This is a genomic window from Methylovulum miyakonense HT12, from assembly GCF_000384075.1.
GTDB lineage: Bacteria > Pseudomonadota > Gammaproteobacteria > Methylococcales > Methylomonadaceae > Methylovulum > Methylovulum miyakonense.
Genome location: NZ_KB913025.1, coordinates 4,660,096 through 4,677,924 on the forward strand (window position 1 = coordinate 4,660,096; position 17,829 = coordinate 4,677,924).

Annotated in this window: 13 protein-coding genes, 1 other RNA gene and 3 pseudogenes; 13 read left to right on the forward strand and 4 right to left on the reverse strand. The window is 49.3% G+C overall.

All coding sequences use genetic code 11. From position 1 onward, the window contains the following. Window positions 1–69: 69 nt before the first annotated feature. Together dnaE and METMI_RS0122655 are read right to left on the reverse strand one after the other, a co-directional pair. Window positions 70–3,555 carry a DNA polymerase III subunit alpha gene (dnaE, locus tag METMI_RS0122650; RefSeq protein WP_019868585.1) on the reverse strand — a complete coding sequence of 1,162 codons (3,486 nt, stop codon included), beginning with the start codon at window positions 3,553–3,555 and terminating at the stop codon, window positions 70–72. 168 nt (window positions 3,556–3,723) lie between these two features. Further along, entirely contained in the window at window positions 3,724–4,122 is a 399-nt protein-coding gene (locus METMI_RS0122655) for a bacteriohemerythrin (RefSeq protein WP_019868586.1), read from the reverse strand. A gap of 174 nt (window positions 4,123–4,296) precedes the next feature. Between METMI_RS0122655 and ssrA the strand changes: the two genes are divergently transcribed. The 3 genes from ssrA (at window position 4,297) to METMI_RS0122665 (ending at window position 6,760) form a co-directional block, all read left to right on the forward strand. Further along, window positions 4,297–4,675: a transfer-messenger RNA gene (gene ssrA / locus METMI_RS26620) on the forward strand. Between the two features lie 95 nt (window positions 4,676–4,770). Next, window positions 4,771–6,282: a DUF6538 domain-containing protein gene (locus tag METMI_RS0122660; RefSeq protein WP_019868587.1), complete on the forward strand. Its 1,512-nt coding sequence runs from the start codon at window positions 4,771–4,773 to the stop codon at window positions 6,280–6,282. 25 nt (window positions 6,283–6,307) lie between these two features. Then, window positions 6,308–6,760, forward strand: a complete 453-nt coding sequence (locus tag METMI_RS0122665; protein ID WP_156829946.1) for a hypothetical protein — start codon at window positions 6,308–6,310, stop codon at window positions 6,758–6,760. Between the two features lie 35 nt (window positions 6,761–6,795). On the opposite strand, the gene METMI_RS27310 is transcribed toward METMI_RS0122665, so the two are convergent. Further along, the gene (locus tag METMI_RS27310; protein WP_156829947.1) at window positions 6,796–7,176 is read right to left on the reverse strand and encodes a hypothetical protein; all 381 of its coding nucleotides are present in this window, start codon (window positions 7,174–7,176) and stop codon (window positions 6,796–6,798) included. A gap of 250 nt (window positions 7,177–7,426) precedes the next feature. Here METMI_RS27310 and METMI_RS0122680 point away from each other — a divergent pair, with 250 nt between their 5' ends. The 7 genes and pseudogenes from METMI_RS0122680 to METMI_RS0122710 all read left to right on the forward strand — a co-directional run bounded on the left by METMI_RS0122680 (window position 7,427) and on the right by METMI_RS0122710 (window position 11,938). Further along, on the forward strand, window positions 7,427–8,026 hold the full coding sequence (locus tag METMI_RS0122680; protein WP_456299007.1) for a recombinase family protein: 600 nt from the start codon (window positions 7,427–7,429) through the stop codon (window positions 8,024–8,026). A 152-nt stretch (window positions 8,027–8,178) separates the two neighbouring features. Next, entirely contained in the window at window positions 8,179–8,652 is a 474-nt protein-coding gene (locus METMI_RS0122685; protein WP_019868592.1) for a phage tail protein, read from the forward strand. Further along, window positions 8,652–8,867 carry a hypothetical protein gene (locus METMI_RS0122690; protein ID WP_019868593.1) on the forward strand — a complete coding sequence of 72 codons (216 nt, stop codon included), beginning with the start codon at window positions 8,652–8,654 and terminating at the stop codon, window positions 8,865–8,867. The genes METMI_RS0122685 and METMI_RS0122690 overlap by 1 nt, the downstream gene beginning before the upstream one ends. A 52-nt stretch (window positions 8,868–8,919) precedes the next feature. Beyond that, window positions 8,920–9,297: pseudogene (locus METMI_RS28085) on the forward strand (helix-turn-helix domain-containing protein); the annotation flags it as partial. Then, entirely contained in the window at window positions 9,213–9,947 is a 735-nt protein-coding gene (locus METMI_RS27315) for an IS630 family transposase (protein WP_232215317.1), read from the forward strand. The pseudogene METMI_RS28085 and the gene METMI_RS27315, both read left to right, overlap by 85 nt. A gap of 351 nt (window positions 9,948–10,298) precedes the next feature. Beyond that, window positions 10,299–11,102: an MlaA family lipoprotein gene (locus METMI_RS25120; RefSeq protein WP_051102385.1), complete on the forward strand. Its 804-nt coding sequence runs from the start codon at window positions 10,299–10,301 to the stop codon at window positions 11,100–11,102. A 35-nt stretch (window positions 11,103–11,137) separates the two neighbouring features. Further along, window positions 11,138–11,938, forward strand: a complete 801-nt coding sequence (locus METMI_RS0122710) for a sulfotransferase family 2 domain-containing protein (protein WP_019868596.1) — start codon at window positions 11,138–11,140, stop codon at window positions 11,936–11,938. A 1-nt stretch (window position 11,939) separates the two neighbouring features. Here METMI_RS0122710 and recQ read toward each other — a convergent pair whose 3' ends face one another. Beyond that, window positions 11,940–14,066, reverse strand: a complete 2,127-nt coding sequence (gene recQ / locus METMI_RS0122715) for a DNA helicase RecQ (protein ID WP_019868597.1) — start codon at window positions 14,064–14,066, stop codon at window positions 11,940–11,942. 302 nt (window positions 14,067–14,368) lie between these two features. Between recQ and METMI_RS0122720 the strand changes: the two genes are divergently transcribed. From METMI_RS0122720 to METMI_RS25130, 3 genes and pseudogenes are all read left to right on the forward strand, one after another. Beyond that, the gene (locus tag METMI_RS0122720; RefSeq protein WP_019868598.1) at window positions 14,369–15,262 is read left to right on the forward strand and encodes a DNA/RNA non-specific endonuclease; all 894 of its coding nucleotides are present in this window, start codon (window positions 14,369–14,371) and stop codon (window positions 15,260–15,262) included. Window positions 15,263–15,450: 188 nt separating this feature from the next. After that, window positions 15,451–15,894: pseudogene (locus METMI_RS25125) on the forward strand (transposase); the annotation flags it as partial. Window positions 15,895–16,306: 412 nt separating this feature from the next. Continuing rightward, window positions 16,307–17,603, forward strand: a pseudogene (locus METMI_RS25130) (IS256 family transposase). Window positions 17,604–17,829: the final 226 nt, after the last annotated feature.

Genomic DNA, 17,829 nt, shown 5'->3' on the forward strand with positions numbered 1-17,829 from the left:
CCCGACAAAAAACCAGTGACTGGGCACGAGTGACATGGGGCGCATGGGGCATTGCTGCCGCCCCAGCCCTTACCGGTACTTAATCTCCACATTACCCTTGCCAAATAACGCGCATAGCTTAACCACCAAGCCATCACTCGCATTCACCCGCCACCCGTCACCCAGCCTTAGCGCGGCCTTTGCCACAGGCGACTGGTAATTCAGCTCCAACGGACACTGGCCGCCTTTAAAATCCTGCAAAATAGCCGCGAGTTTGCTGATAGTCGCCCGTTCCGGCCCGGTTGCCGACCACTGCACTTGCAATGACCGTGCGAACGCCGACCTGGCTTGCTCTATGGTATAGACTTTTTCGACATTCAACCGCAAGGCGTTGGCAAAGCTGTCGATTGCCAAGGCGCCTTCGGCAATCAACAAGGTGTCGCGGACAAACGCCTCGCGGTAGCGTTCGTAAGCCTCGCCGAACACGGTACATTCCATACGTGCGGTGCGGTCATCCAAAATCACGGACACGATGGTCTTGCCGCTTTTGGTCTGGCGCACCCGTATGTCCATCACCAAGCCTGCAACCCGCGCGGTAACCGGCCCGCGGGAGCGTTCCACGACGTCCGGCATACTCGCCAGCGTACCGTTGGTGAATTGGCGCAATTCGGCGGCATATTGGTCTATCGGATGCCCACTGAGGTATAAGCCCAAAATGGACTTTTCGGCATCAAGCTTTTCTTTTTCCGACCAAGGTTCCACTAGGGTCGAATACGCTTCTTCATTTTCGGATTCTTCATGGTTGACCGCCAAGCCAAACAAGTCATTCTGCCCCGTCATCGCCATTTTGCTGTGCTGTTCGGCGACCCGCAGCACGGTCGGCAGTTCGGCGAAATGGCTGGCGCGGCAGGGATTGAAGTCATCAAACGCCCCGGCCTTGATCAACGCCTCCAGGACACGCTTGTTGACCTTGCGTAAATCCACGCGCTTGCACAAATCATATAGCCCGGTGTAAGGGCCATGGGCGTTGCGCTCGCTGATAATCACTTCTTCAACCGCCGCCTCGCCCACGCCTTTGATCGCGCCCAAGCCATAAACGATTTGGCCTTTGTCGTTGACCGTAAACTTATGCTCAGATAGGTTGATGTCAGGCGGGCAAATGGTCAGCTTCATTTGCTGGCATTCTTCAATCAGCACCACCACTTTGTCGGTGTTGTCCATATCCGACGACAGCACCGCCGCCATAAACGCCGCCGGATAATGCTGTTTTAGCCACGCAGTTTGGTAAGCGACTAGCGCGTAGGCGGCGGAATGGGATTTGTTAAAACCGTAACCCGCGAATTTTTCCATCAAGTCAAACACATAGGTCGCGATGGCTTCGTCAATGTGATTGGCAACCGCGCCGGAGGTGAATTTCTCCCGCTCTTTCGCCATTTCCTCCGGTTTTTTCTTACCCATCGCACGGCGCAGCATATCCGCACCACCTAAGGTATAACTCGCCAATTCCCGCGCGATTTGCATCACTTGTTCTTGGTACAAGATAACACCGTTGGTGGGTTTTAAAATTGGCTCCAGCAACGGATGCGCGTATTCGGCTTTTGCGCCGTGTTTGACGTTGATGTAATCATCGACCATGCCCGATTCTAAAGGACCGGGCCGGAACAAGGCCACCAGGGCGATGATGTCATCGAAACAGTCGGGTTTAAGTTTTTTGATCAGCTCTTTCATGCCGCGCGACTCGAGCTGGAACACGGCGGTGGTCAGGCCTTTTTTCAGCAGTTCATACGACGGCAAGTCATCGCGGGGAATCGTGGTGATGTCAACGGGCGGCTCGCCCGCTTGGTGTTTTTTGACGTTGATGGTTTGCAAAGCCCAGTCGATGATGGTCAGGGTGCGTAACCCTAAGAAGTCGAATTTGACCAAACCGACGGCTTCCACATCGTCCTTATCAAATTGCGTGACCAAATTGCCGCCGCCTTCTTCGCAATACAGCGGCGTAAAGTCGGTCAGTTTGGTCGGCGAGATGACCACGCCCCCCGCGTGTTTGCCCGCATTGCGGACTGTGCCTTCCAATGACAAGGCCATATCAATCAGGCTTTTGACTTCTTCTTCAGTCTCGTAACGTTGCTTTAAATCAGGGCTGTCTTTTAACGCTTTATCCAAGGTCATGCCGATTTCAAACGGCACCAGCTTTGCCAAACCATCGACAAAACCGTAAGCAAAACCCAATACCCGCCCGACATCGCGGATAACCGCCTTCGCCGCCATCGAACCGTAGGTGATGATTTGCGCGACATGGTCACGCCCGTAATGCTCGGCGACGTAATTAATCACCTCGTCGCGCCTGTCCATACAAAAGTCAATATCAAAGTCGGGCATGGACACCCGTTCGGGGTTCAAGAACCGCTCGAACAACAAATCAAATTCAATCGGATCAAGGTCGGTGATTTTTAAGGCGTAAGCGACCAACGAACCCGCACCGGAACCTCGCCCTGGCCCGACCGGAATTTGGTGGTTTTTCGCCCATTGGATAAAGTCGGCGACGATCATGAAATAGCCCGGAAAACCCATCGCGTTGATCACGTCCAGCTCGATGGTCAGACGCTCATAATAGGGTTTTTCGTTTTCTTCAACCGTGCCTTTGCCGATAGCCGGATGGTGCAGCAAGCGCTCCGCCAAACCTTTTTTGGCTTCGTCCGCCATCAGTTCGCCCAGCGTCATGCCCGCTGGCACCGGAAAATCCGGCAAGAAATTCTGCCCCAAGGTCAGGGTGATATTGCAGCGTTTGGCTATTTCCACCGTGTTTGCCAAGGCTTCCGGCAAATCGGCGAACAGGGCTTGCATCTCCCCGCTACTGCGTAGGTATTGTTGCTCGGTGTAATCTTTAGGCCGCCGTGTGTCGTCCAACACCCGCCCTTGGTTGATGCACACCCGCACTTCGTGGGCGGCGAAATCGTCCTTATGCAGAAAACGCACATCGTTGGTCGCCACCACGGGCAAACCCGTGGCAATAGCCAATTCCACCGCGGCGGCGATGTACCGCTCTTCCTCCGGTTTACCGACCCGCTGCACTTCCAAATAAAAGCGTTGCGGGAACAAATCGCTCCAATAATCCGCCAACCGCCGCGCCGCCTCGGTGTTTTCTGAAAGCAAGGCTTTGCCAATATCGCCTTCCATCGCGCCCGATAAGGCAATCAGGCCATCATGATTGTCTTCCAACCACGTTTTTTGCAATATTGGCACGCCTAGGTGTTGGCCTTCCTGATAACCTCTGGAAATCAGCTCGGTCAACGTCACATAGCCTTGCTGGGTGTTGACCAACAAGGTCAAACGGAACGGCGCCGACGCGTCTTCAGGATTGGCCACCCACACATCCGCCCCGGCAATCGGTTTGATGCCCTGCCCCATTGCGGCTTTGTAAAATTTAACTAAGGAAAACAAATTGGCGTGATCAGTCACGGCAATGGCGGGCATGGCCAGTTCCGCCAAGCGTTTTACCAAGGGCTTGATTTTGACGATGCCGTCTACCAGCGAAAATTCGGTGTGGAGTCTGAGATGGACAAAGGCGGGTTGCATGGATGGGATATAAAGTCAGGGGATACAAAGCGCAACATTATAATACGTTGGCATTTTATCAGTATGGCTAAACTCCCCCGATAGCGGGATGGCAGGCAAAAAAAAAGACAGGCAAAAACCTGTCTTTTTATCTGTGCAATGCCAGATGTTGCTATAACAATGCCGGGATTAACGGTTTAACGCATTGGAATAAGCTTTATCAAATTTAGGGATATGGTTGTCCAGCCAGCCTTTTACCAATTGGCCGACTTCTTCGGTGACTTCGGCTTCGCCCGCATGGAACTTCTTCTGTAAATCGGCGCAAATGCCAATCAACGCAACATGCTCTGCTTTATGGGCAGGGTAATCATGAAAACCTTTAGCCTGCATTTCCCTTTCTTCATGGGCAAAATGCTCGACCACATACGCAATCAGATCATCCAACTGCGTGCCTATAGCAGACCGCGCCGCACCGCCAATTGCCAAATCATATAATTTATTCAGCTTATCAAACAATACCTTATGCTCTTCATCAGCAAAACCAACGTTAGTGCCGAATTGCTCGGGCGTCCAAGTTATCAATGACATAATCTTTCTCCTCATGGGTTATTTTATTGTTATTACCACGCAAAAATTATGGGTGATTGCCTACCTTACGTCAAACAAGGTTTTCTAACTTAAATTGATCTGTATCAACATTAAAAGAAATAAATTAATGGCCATAGCAAAATTACGGTAAATCCAGTAGACTATAATGTCCACGGGGGCGACATGGCTTCGACGTGGGTAGCGAAACCTAGAGTGCATGCCGAGGACTGTACACCTCGTAAAATCTACAGAAAAAAAGTATTCGCAAACGACGAAAACTACTCAATGGCTCTCGCTGCTTAAACACAGCTTCCATTCCTCTGACTATTTGTGCTTATGCGGGTAGAGTCGGGTTCGCCTGACGTTCAGAGGTCATTTACATAAGATCGCGCTGAAGCCTGTCCGGTGTGGATGCGCTAAAACCCTACGGAATCGCTGATGATTTTCTTGGCCCGGCGGGTAGTCATCGGTTAAATCAAAAGTACGGGATAAGCATGTAGACCTTGTGGCGGAGTACTTGCGGACGCGGGTTCAATTCCCGCCGCCTCCACCATCATACTGATTTAAAAGCATTTTTTTGATTTGTTGGGTTCACAGCAACAAATGTGGCCTCAAACTAGGCCACATGAACCCAGCAAATCAAGTTCAATGAACTCCCCTTCCTATTTGTGGCGTAACAAATTTGGGACGTATTTTTTCAGAGCGAGGATACCGCTCCAACTATGCCAACACTTCAAAAAATCCGAAATCAAGAAATCTTTGCAAACAGACAGCTTGCGGCTTGCCGTAAAGCTAGCCCGCGCCTATCGTGTCGAATTGGACAAAGAATTGGATAAGCTTAAGCAAGGCGTTTACCTTGCCGAAGAGCGTACTTTAGAGGGTAATCGGCGGCTTACCATGCCTGATGGCGAGGAGAAAACCATTGAGGGAAAAATTGCCCTCAATTTAGATGAAGATAGCAAGCCTCACAGGGAATACCTCTTAAATCAGCTTAGGGAAGAGGCAAAACACGAACTTGATGAGGCCAGAGAAAAAATTCTTTTTGAAGCAAGGCTTGCGGCGATAGAAGCCAATTCAGCACCCAACCAGCGGCAAATTCCGCCGGAACCAGCCCCGCTATTATCAGAGTTAATCAAAATATACTTTGAAGAGGGCGAAACCCTTAAGCGTTGGAAAAACCGCACCCTAGACCAAATTAAAGCAACCCTCAGCCTGTTTCAATCTATTGTTGGTGATATTCCTATTAAGTCTATCGACAAAGCCATAACCAGAGACTTCAAACAGAAATATCTAAAGCTTCCCGCCAACATGAACAAAAAAGCAGCCTACAGGGACAAAACAATTCTTGAGTTGTTGGCTATGGATATTCCAGAGCAAGATAGGCTGGCGCATAACACTATCAACAACAACATTATCAGGGTTAGCGTTCTGTTTGGATGGGCGGTAAATCAAGGCTATATCGACAAAAACCCGCTTGAAGGCTTAACGCTTGGCAAGAAAAAACGAGCGGCAGACGAGCGGCAGGCTTTCGACAAAGACGACCTAATCAGGCTGTTTGACTCCAAAGAATACCGTAAAGGGTTTAAACACCCCTATCAATACTGGATGCCTATTATTGCCCTCTATACCGGTATGAGACTTGAGGAAATGTGCCGCTTGCAGATTTATAACTTCAAACTGGTTGACGGCATTGACTGTATCGCACTTGGTAAGGATGGGGAGTGGGACGGCAAAACTGTAGCGGCACTTCGATACATCCCACTCCATCCTAAATTACATGAACTTGGTTTGCTGGATTATGTTGGGCAAATCAAGGCAAATGGCAATACAAGGCTGTTTGCAGAAATAAACCCCGTCAAAGGCGAATATGGGGCGTCGGTTTCCAAGTGGTTCACCCGATACCGCATCCGGTGCGGCATTGTTGATAGCGGGAAGGTCTTTCACAGCTTCCGGCATACCTTAGCCAATGAATTTAAACAAAATTCCGTACCGCTGGAGGTTGCAGAAGCTATCATCGGACACGAAAGCGAGTCCATGACTTATGGGCGGTATGGGAAAGATTACCGCGTTGGCGTGATGTTTGACGCAATAAAGCTGGTTGATTTTGGTATAAGCTATCAAGGGTATTTAAATCGTCAGCAAATTAACGAAGTCCGATAAATTTAATAAAAAAATGAGGTTACTTGTGAATGCTTACGTTTTAAAACACGAAGATAAAAATAATCTTATCCCTTTCACAACGCTTATAGAGAGCTTTAAGAAAGCTGGGAAGCCATATTATTTAACTGATAAAGACACTGAATCCACTAAGGCTGCTCTAGGGTGCAGTATTTATGTGATTGAAGTTACGACAGAAAATAAAAGAAAAATTTATAAGTTAGGCTACAAATTTAAATCTACTGAAAAAACAAATAATGATGGCGAACACAAACAATACAAAATTACTGTTTTATCGGGCGAACCCATAGAAGGCTGTTACTTTGAAGCACCTGTATTGATTACAAATAATGAACTTGATTCGTGGATTAGAACACCAAGTGCGCAAGGACTGCGGATTTTATCGGATGAGAATTTAGTGAATGAATTAGAAAAGATAATATCGGCAAATGTAGCTATACAATTTACAAACGCGCCATAACCCGTTGCAATTGGATTAAAGATCACTACTAAATGCTATATTTTATTACCTTTTACTTCTTCAACTTTTGAACACTGCCCTTCACTCAAAAATACCTTGTTATCACCATATTGTATGTTTATGTCGCGCATTTGAATTGAAAGTGTTGCTCTATCAATTACATAGGTTCGATCCCTACCATCAACATCTTCCTTGTAAGATATGCTATTAGGTAAATACATGCCATTAGCATTAAACGAAAATTTAGAATCTTTAGGGTATGTTTGAGAAATTTTTCCATTACTCTCATCAATGCTTACAGAAAAAACATCCCCTCCATTTAGAATGCTGGGAATACTACAGTTAAGATAAACAGGCTCTGCATAAGCAAAACTAGCTGTCGAGATTAAAACAATGGATGAGATTATTTTTTTCATTTGTCTAAGTAAAATTGAAGTCAAAAAATTGTTGGTACGAACTTATAAACTAGAATTGTTTGAAAACCTAAATTTAAATCAGTGATTCGGTTTCGCTTACCCCTTGCAAAATAAGATCACCAAACAAATACCCCTTTAAAGCCCTGTAAATGAAGTATACATTATTTAACACTTTAAGCCCTCCCTTGCAGCCCGCATTATGTCGTGTAAAGTAAAGTATATTTGAATTTATCTTACACTGTGTTAATCTATGTCTGAGACATTATTTAACACATTTAAGAGGGTGGAAAAAATGAAAGGTCAAAATATCGGATATGTTCGCGTATCATCAACTTCACAAAATACAGAACGTCAATTAGTAGGTATCGACCTTGACCGCACATTTACGGATAAGGCCAGCGGCAAGAATACCGACAGGCCGGAACTGACAAGATGCTTAAGCCACCTCAGGGAAGCCGACACGCTCCACGTCCATTCAATCGACCGATTAGCAAGAAACTTGAAAGACCTTCAAGAAACAGTAGAAGCCCTCAACAAAAAAGGGGTTACCGTCAAATTCCACAAAGAGTGCCTGACTTTCGAAGGTTCAAACGATTCACCCATGCAAACCTTAATGCTCCAAATGTTAGGAGCGTTCGCCCAATTTGAACGCACCCTCATTAAAGAAAGACAGCGTGAGGGCATAGACGCGGCTAGAGCCAAAGGTAAAAAATTAGGCGCACCATCGAAGCTAACGCCGGAAACAACCGCACAGATTAGAGACAAAGTAGCCAGCGGGGGAGATAAAAGCGCAATTGCCAAAGAGTTTGGGATAAGCCGTCCTACACTGTACAAAATCATTGCCGCCTAGCTAATCGACATCCACGCCAAAGCCGCTTAACCAGCGGTTTTTTTGTGCCTTACAAAACTAAATAGGACAATCACTAAATATTTAGTGATTATCCTATTTAGTTAACTGTGCTACGCTACACTCTGTTTAATTATAATCACAGGTTTACGAAAATGAAGAAAATGGGAAGGCCGACATTAGGAGGTAAACCACTAACAGAGGCGGAAAAAAAACGCCGTCAACGCATAAAGCAAGCTTGCTATATCAAAGCGGCTGAGGGTAACGGCTTCGGCGTTCATTCAGTTTTAATCAGTAATGACCAGCTTTTATCGTTAGTGAAGTTTTGGCGCGTAGATGACTTTAGATTTAATGTCAAATTGGACATTGAGACTGAAGTAACCAACAGAAAGATTACCAATCAAGCGATAAATGAAGTTGTCTATTACGCATTAAACATGTATTTGGACGAAGTAAAGAATAGATTGCTTGCAGAGGGAGTGCCAACAGAGATGGTAGATATGTGCGAAGACCCAAATAGACACCCCGTTGACTGCAAAAATTTATCGAAAGTCGAAATAACCGCTAAGGAGCTTTTCAAAGAATGGGAAAACCGCCAGCTCGAACACCAACAAAAGGAGTCTGATTGATGAAAAAACCACCGAATAGCGCCGCGTTTTTATCCAGATTTGAAGCTTCCATGTATCTGCAAATCCTTTACCAACGCTACTTGAAGAAAATCGCGCTAAAAGATACAGAGTCCCCCGATTGGTATTCGATATTAGTTGAAAACGGACGTAATCCATTGAGCTTGTCGGCTATCGAAAAAGGTTGCCCTAGAGGGAATCGGGGGGCGTATAAGTAATTTGACATAAGTTAAAGGGTATAAAATATAAGCTTTTTGAGCCACCGCCCCCATGCCACGTTTAAAATTTGTCCGGCCACTCAGCGACACAGACAAGCAAGAGTTGGATGCGCTTTACAAGACCCACCCAAACTTTAAGGTGCGAAGACGCGCCCACGCCTTGTTGCTGAGCGGCAGCGGGCATACGATAAACCAGCTACAAGCCATTTTCCAGGTTGACCGTGACCCTATCAGCCAGTGGATCAACCGCTTCAACGCGCAAGGTGTCGGCGGGCTTGGGGATTTACCGCGCTCCGGGCGGCCACCGATTTACACGCCCGAAGAAATCGCACTGTTCCGGGCCCAATTGGACGAAGAACCGCGCCAAATCAAGCAGGCCCAAGCCCTTCTGGAGGCCCGGACCCGGAAAAAGTCGGCGACCGGGACGTTAAGGCGCATTTTAAAAAAACCGGTTATTCATGGCGGCGGTGCAGGCGCTCCGTAAAAAGCAGGCGTTGTGCCGAGGGCTTTGCCAAGGCCAAGGACATCCAAACCGCCCTGAAAAAATGGGACGATGAAGACAAAATCAGCCTGTTCTATTTTGACGAATCCGGCTTCAGCACCGCGTCCTCCGTGCCTTACGCCTGGCAACCCAAAGGCCAGACGTTGGAAATCCCCTGTTTCCATAGCCAGCGCCTCAATGTCCTGGGGTTTGTTTCCCGGGACAGCCGGTCTTTTTTCCACACCGTTGAAGGGCGCGTCAAAACTGAACAGGTGGCCGGGGCCTTCGACCTGTTTGCCGCACACTATGGCGACGGCTACGCCGTCCATAAAAAACCGTGCGTCGTCATTATTGACAACGCTTCCATGCACACCAGCCGCGCCTTTTTGGCACGCCGCGACGACTGGATGGCGCAAGGTGTCGTGTTGCATTATCTGCCGCCCTATAGCCCTGAGCTTAACCTGATCGAAATCGTCTGGCGCAAGATCAAGTATGAATGGCTGCCCCTATCGTGCTATGCCAGTTACGGGACATTGAAACAGGCCGTATTGGACATCCTTTCAAAATTCGGCGATGAATACCGGGTTACTTTTGTGTAATTACTTATGGAATAAATCACTGGCTTTTGGCAATTCACCCTTTGAGCGATACATACCTAAGATGCAGCACAATTTTGGCATCCGAAACTGCCCCACACCCTCACCACAACACCTTAGCCAATAGCCGCACGCCTTTCAATTCATGGCAGGCGTTTTTCTCATCCAAACACTACATTCCATTTTTTGAAAAACAGCGGCCAGCTTTTGCAGCTACGCAAAAATATGCCAAAACCATCTGATTCTAATAAAATTTCTCCGTTATAATCACTGGTATTATTGAAGAACCCTTTCTCAAGGCTAAAAATAATGCCAAAATGCCTGCAAAAGCAAAACAAATACACGGGAAGAATAATGAAATTAACAAAAATCACAACGAAGCCTCGTATATTAAGTGGCCTACTGGTTGCCTTAACGCTGGCTGGCTGCGCCTCAACAGATAATGATCCCTGGAGAGGCTGGAACGAGGGGGCACAAGCATTCAATGACAGCGTGGACAGAAACCTGCTTAAACCATTGGCGCAAGGTTACCAATGGGTGACCCCTGAGTTCGTTGACAAAAGTGTGACCAACGCATTCAGTAACGTCAATGACATTGGTGTCACCGTCAACGATTTGCTGCAATTCAAACTGCTGCAAAGCGGTATGGATTTGAGCCGCCTTTTGGTCAATTCTACTGTTGGCATAGGCGGGCTCATGGATGTAGGGACAATGATGGATTTACCTAAACATAGTGAAGATTTTGGCCAGACCCTGGCGGTCTGGGGCCTACCTTCCGGCCCCTATCTGGTGCTGCCATTTTATGGCCCCGGTTCACCTAGGGAGACACTCGGCTTGGTCGGCGACGCTTTCATGAACCCGCTCACTTATATATCCATGTTTGGTGGCACCACTGCCGCAGCTTCGACAGCTGGCGCAAAATTTGTGGAAATAGTCGACAACCGTGCGCAGTTGCTTTCAACGGGGAAAATAGTCGATGAAGCGACCAACTCCGACCGCTATGACTTTATTAAAAACGCTTACCAGCAACGCCGCGAATATTTGATCACCGACGGCAAAAGCCAAAAGGATAATGTTGATTTGGACAATGAGTTCGATATCCTTGAAAAAGAGGAGGAGAAACCGGCAGAACCAACGGCAACCACACCTAAGCCCTAGGACACGGGACTGTTCCCACGCTTCAAATTGCCTTTATGAAAAAACGCCAACTGAATTATGCTGACACGTCTTATCTGTCTTTGAACAGAAACGTCCCGCATCAATTCGCCCAAGCTTTCGCGTTACGTATTTACCGGAGCAACAGCGTTTATAGTTTTATCCCTAAAAATGCCTGCTCGACCATGCGCCTGTCGTTGGCAATGGCAAACGGTTGCATTAGCCGTGAGGCGGATTTCAACTGGATACACAGCAACAACGACACCTTTCGGGCCGACCTCGCCGCATTGATCCAAGCCGAATACACGTTTGTGATACTCCGTTGCCCGTTTGCACGGTTGGCAAGCGCATACCTGGACAAAATCGTCGATACGACGGGCGTCGCTTGGGAATTGTACGACGCCGTGCAAAGAAAAATAGAAATTGAAGCCATGACGTTTAGGGTTTTTGTCAATGCGGTCACAAAAGCCAATGTCTTGCGCTCGAATATCCACTGGCAACCACAAGTGGATTTTTTAGTGTATAAGGAATACGACGACTATTTCAATTTGGAAACCTTCGCCACCACCCAAAACACCATAGCAAACAAAGCCCAGATTGAAATCGTTGATGCCAGAAACCTGACCCGCCACGGCATAGAGCGTTTTGAATTAGTCAGCGACGGCAACCATGCCGATTATCTCCCCGACGCTATCCGTGCCATGAAAAAAACCGGCAAAGCCCCCAAACCCGCCACACTATATGATGACGAATTGGTTGCCAAAGTCAGCAAAACGTTCAAGAAAGACATCGCCTTATACAAATCCTTATTTGGCACAAAAAATTTGATGTTTCCGTGAATCACGTCTTAGCCAACAAAGCCCCCCGCACACAACGCAAAATCTCATAAGGGTACTGCCCCTCAAACTGCTCAAACACGGGTTTGAGGGCATTTTTCTGTTCTTCCGGCAAGGCCAAAATTGCCGCTTCGATTTGCCCGATTTCCGCTTGCGGCAAGTCCACGACGTCACCCAATTCCAACAAACCTTGTTCCAACGATTGCGCCAAATGGGTATAAACCGTGCTGGCTTTCAAGTTCCGTTTTTCGGCGACTTGCGCGACGGTAAACCCTAAGCGGAACAGGTTCAACGATTCGCTGGCGGTGTCCGCCAAATCCTCGCCAGCCCCTGCAAACACGTTAATCACCGCCAAAAACTGCTCGCCATATTGTTCAAGTTTGCGCGTGCCGATGCCGGAGATCATCGCCATTTGCCTGAGATTGACAGGCTTGGCTTCCATCATCGCCATCAAGGTGGCGTCATGGAAAATCACATACGGCGGCACGTCTTGGGCTTCGGCAATTTCCTTGCGTTTGGCACGTAAGGCTTCCCACAGCGAACTTGAATCGCCTTGCGCCCTGTTGGTGCGGCTGGCTTTGATTTTTTCCGGTTTCACGTCTTTGCGCAGCATCAGCTTTTGTTCGCCGCGTAAAATCGGGCGGCAACTCTCGGTCAATTGCAACGCGCCGTAATGGTCAAAATCGACACTGACCAAGCCCCGCGCCACCAGTTGCCGGAACACCGAATGCCATTGCTGTTCGTCTAAGGCCGTACCGATGCCAAAGGTGGACAATCCCTGATGGCCAAATTGGCTGATGCGCGGGGTCTGCTTACCGAGCAGGACATCAATCAGATAGCCCACCCCAAAGCGTTGCTGGGTGCGGTAAATGCACGACAAAGCCTGTTGCGCCGCCAAGGTGCCATCCCAGGTTTGCACGGGTTCCATACAGGTGTCGCAGTTGCCGCAAGGTTTTTCTAGCGTGTCGCCAAAATAACTTAACAAATTCTGCCGCCGGCAATGCACTTGCTCGCACAAAGCCAACATAGCATCGAGCTTGTGGAATTCCACCCGCTTACGCGCCTCATCCGAGGGCGATTCGGCCAGCATTTTCCGCAAGGTGATGACATCCTGCAAACCATACGCCATCCAGGCATTGGCGGGCAAACCATCCCGCCCTGCCCTGCCCGTTTCCTGATAGTAAGCCTCGACACTTTTCGGCAAATCCAGATGCGCGACAAAGCGCACGTTGGGTTTGTCTATGCCCATACCAAAAGCAATCGTAGCGACAATCACCAAACCTTCTTCCATCAAAAAACGGTGCTGGTTCTGATAGCGCACGTCATTGCTAAGCCCGGCGTGATACGGCAAGGCCCGGATGCCTTTGCCGGTCAGCCACGTAGCGGTTTCTTCGACTTTTTTGCGTGACAAACAATAAACAATACCCGCATCGCCCGCATGTTCGGCCTGGATAAAGGTCAGCAATTGTTGTTTGGCGTTTTGTTTTTGGACAATCCGGTAACAGATATTGGGGCGGTCAAATCCGCTGCGGAACAGTTGCGCATTTTCCAAACCCAAGCGTACGGTGATTTCCTGGCGGGTACGGTCATCCGCCGTCGCCGTTAGGGCGATGCGCGGAATGGACGGGAAACGCTCATGGAGCATCGACAATTGCAAATAATCGGCACGGAAATCATGCCCCCACTGCGAGACGCAATGGGCTTCGTCTATCGCAAACAAGGCGATGTTGATCCGGGCGAACAAAGAACGGGTGTATTCGGAAGCCAACCGCTCCGGTGCGACATAGAGCAAATCCAGCTCGCCATCCAGCAATTGCTGTTCGATGCGCCGGGCTTCCGGCAAGGCCAGGGTGGAATTCAGGAACGCCGCCTTCACGCCCAATTGCAGCAAAGCACTGACCTGATCCTGCATCAGCGCGATCAGTGGCGAGATGACGACGCCGACACCGGATCTTAACAAAGACGGTATCTGGTAACACAAGGATTTGCCGCCTCCGGTCGGCATCAGCACCAAGGCATCCTGGCCCGCCAGCACTTGCTCTATCACCGCTTGCTGCTGGCCCCGAAAATTCTCATAACCAAACACCGTTTTTAGGACTTGTAGCGGCGTGTTGTGTGCGTTGCTAGCCATGTGTTTTGTTCGTCCAAATGATTTGGCGGTGGGACGGCAGTTTTTTCAGTCCGCCCCAAACCTTAAAAAGGTGAAATTCTACCACAGCCGGATCAAGGTAAATTTGGCTAATGCAGACAAACAGCAATTCTCATTATGACACCCGGCAAAGGCTGGGGTGACGCAAGGAACCCCAGCAGAGTCGCTTGTGGTGCTGGGATTTCGCTATCTCTTCATCCCAGCCTACGACTACGACACGAATGCAGACAAAACTTTTCCTGATAGCTATAGTAAGCCGATTCAAACCGGTTTTTACATTCTCCATGAGCAGACGACCACCCCTAAACGGCTTCAAATTAATTTTCGGCTTATTGCGCCTGATTTTCCGCCATCCTTCGCTATTGCTGTTGGGCCTGTTAATCGGTGCTGGCGATTATGCTTATGAAAGCCAGATCGCCCGCCCCGCCTTGTTATATCAAGGCGAACCCCACGCCATTGCTTGGCAAAACCCCGACACATGGTTCCGCGTCTTGCGCAACCATGGCTTCATCATCGGCTATTCGGATTTACGCGGCAACCCGCTGTGGGTGGAATACGCGCTCACACCGGTTCCAGATAACGCGCCAAACCTGAAACGCCCTAACCGTTTCACCACCGACTGGCGCAGCTTCAACCGCATCAGCCACGACAGTTACTCCAGAAGCGGTTATGACCGTGGCCACATGGCACCGAATTACGCCATCAGCCATTTATACGGCAAACAAGGCCAAGCTGACAGCTTCTTGCTCACCAACATCACGCCGCAAAAAAAGAACCTGAACCAAAAACTCTGGGAGCGGTTGGAAGACGCTGAAATAAATCATTTTGCGCGCACCTTCGGTAAAATTTGGGTCGTCACCGGGCCGATTTTTAGCGGGACGGTGGAACGCCTGTATTCCGATTGGAAAGTGGAAATACCGGATGCGTTTTACAAGATTTACATCACCGACACCGCACCGCCCGGCCAACCCCAGGCCTTAGCGTTCTTAGTCCCGCAAACGGTCAATGGCAAAGAACCGCTAGCGCAATTTGTCACCAGCATTGATACGATAGAAGCCCAAACGGGATTGGATTTTTTTGCGGATTTGGATGATGGGGTTGAAAATGCCCTGGAAGCGACGGTGGACGGACTGCCTTGGAACTTGCAAAAGGCCAATACGATACCACCACGATATTAACAGATTAGAAAACTCTGGCTCTATAGAATAGACATCTTTCCTAAATGTTGCTGACCATATAAATACCGTCAGATTAAAATACCAAGCCTTATCCTGAACCGCCAAAAAGCCATGAAACCGTATGCCCAATTACCCACTGACAACACCGAAAAATCTCTGTACATGACAAAAAAGAAGCCCGTTGAAAACGATTTGATAAGGCCGATTTTATTTACGATGCCGAGACCGACCAATACCGTTGCCCTGCCGGGCGGACCCTGAGTTGGCGTTCATCAAGAATCGAGCATGGACTGAATCTGCATCGCTATTGGAGTTCATGTTGCCAGCAGTGTGATCTCAAGGCTCAGTGTACGCCCAGCACCGAAAGGCGAGTGACTCGCTGGGAGCATGAAGATGTGCTTGATGCCATGCAAACGCGTCTGGATCAAGCGCCTGACAGTATGCGTATTCGACGCCAGACGGTGGAACATCCCTTTGGCACTCTCAAGGCGTGGATGGGTGCAACCCATTTTCTGACCAAGACGCTTGATCGCGTCAGCACCGAGATGAGTCTGCATGTGCTGGCTTACAATCTCAAACGGGTAATGAATATGCTGGGAACCACTGCCCTGATGGAAGCAATGGTGGCCTGACGGCCATTTATTGCTCTTTTTTACCTATTACCGATGGCTATCCGTATCAATTTGGTCAAATCAAATCGATAAACCAGTAAACGCCATTCAGAAACGTTAGCCGCCCAGAGCGGCGTGAGTTCAGCAAACTTGGTCGATATCCTCTGGGGGTTTCATCTTTTCGACGTTTTTACACGGTCTGGGCCATTTCCGGCCAAAGCGTCAACAGTTGAAGCGGTCACTGGGATGTCAGTTCCACCGCATAACCTGCCGTTCGCACGGCTGCAGATATTGACTTTCCTCCGATTTCAACAGTCATTCGTCCTGGCGGGAGTTATAACTAAATCTGGTGTACAGCCCGAGTTGAAGAGAGGTGGCGCCCTCTGCTGAAATACGATTGTCGAGATCGAATAACAGCAACCTGAGAGACGCCATGAACCAAGACAATGCAAAAGAGTGGCATAAGGCCAGTACGATTAACGATCCGTTGACGGATTTGTTGAAGACAGGCGCCCGGGCCCTGATCCAACAGGCCGTTGAGGCGGAGTTACACGCTTTTCTGGGCGAATACGCCAAAGTCACCGATTTACAAGGCTGTCAAACCGTGGTGCGCAATGGCTATCTGCCAGAGCGTCAGATCGTGACGGGTGTGGGTAACGTGACGGTCAAAATTTCCAAGGTTCGAGACCGTTCCGGCGGCGAGATCAAGTTCCACTCGTCTTTGGTGCCGCCCTATGTCCGTAAAGCTAAACGGGTGGAAGCGGCCTTGCCGTGGCTGTATTTGCGCGGTATTTCCACCGGCGACATGCAGTCGGCCTCATCGGTACTGTTGGGCGATGAGGCCAAAGGCTTGTCACCCGCCGTGGTCAGTCGCCTTTATGCCCTTGTGGGTATGAAAGCCCAATACCCGTAGGGCACAAGTGGGCCGAGGACTATCTAGCCTGGAACCGGCGAGATTTATCGCAGGAACGCTACGTCTATGTCTGGGCCGACGGCATCTATTCAACCCTGCGCGGCGAGGACGACCGGCTGTGTTTGTTGGTGATCATCGGCGTCAATGAACAGGGGGGAAAAGCGTTTGCTGGCCTTGTCCGACGGTTACCGGGAATCGAAAGCCTCGTGGTTGAGCGTGCTACAAGACCTGCAAGCTCGCGGTTTACCAAGCATACCGAAATTGGCGACCGGCGACGGCGCCTTGGGCTTCTGGTCGGCCATCCATGAAGCTTGGCCATCCACGCAACACCAGCGCTGTTGGGTACACAAAACAGCGAATGTGTTGGCGGCGCTGCCGGACTCCCTCCAAGGCGGGTTTAAAAGCAATCTGGATGGCCGACACCCAAGCCCAGGCTAATAAAGCTTTCGATAGCTTCCTGCGCGACTTCGGGGCCAAGTATCCTAAGGCGGTGGCCGTGTTGGAAAAAGATCGGCAATCGCTGCTGGCTTTTTACGGTTTTCCCGCCGAGCACTGGCTACACATTCGCACGACGAATCCGATTGAATCGACCTTTGCGACGATCCGGCATCGGACTACCCGCACCAAGAATTGCGTGTCGAGGCATACGTTACTGGGCTTGGTCTTTCAGCTAACGCTGGCCGCCGAAAAGGGATGGCGCCGGATAGGCGGGTTCAAGCGCTTGCCGGAGGTGATCGACGGCGTGCGTTTTCAGGATGGCATGGCCGTCATCACGGAACCGGAAAAAACAGAAGAAACACCGCAGATGGCCGCCTGATTCAAATCGGCTGTACACCAGATTTGACTATTTCTCTCCTGGCGGATATACCTGTCGTTAACTTGAAATTGTCATAATACGTGCCGAACACAACAACCAGCATTACTTCTCCCCGCAGCGGCATATGATAATTTTAACAAAACAACTAGTAAGTTCCTTCACTCGAATCGATAAGGCGCGTGTCGGCTGACATTCTGCTTATCAAAACAGATAAGTAAGAGATCGG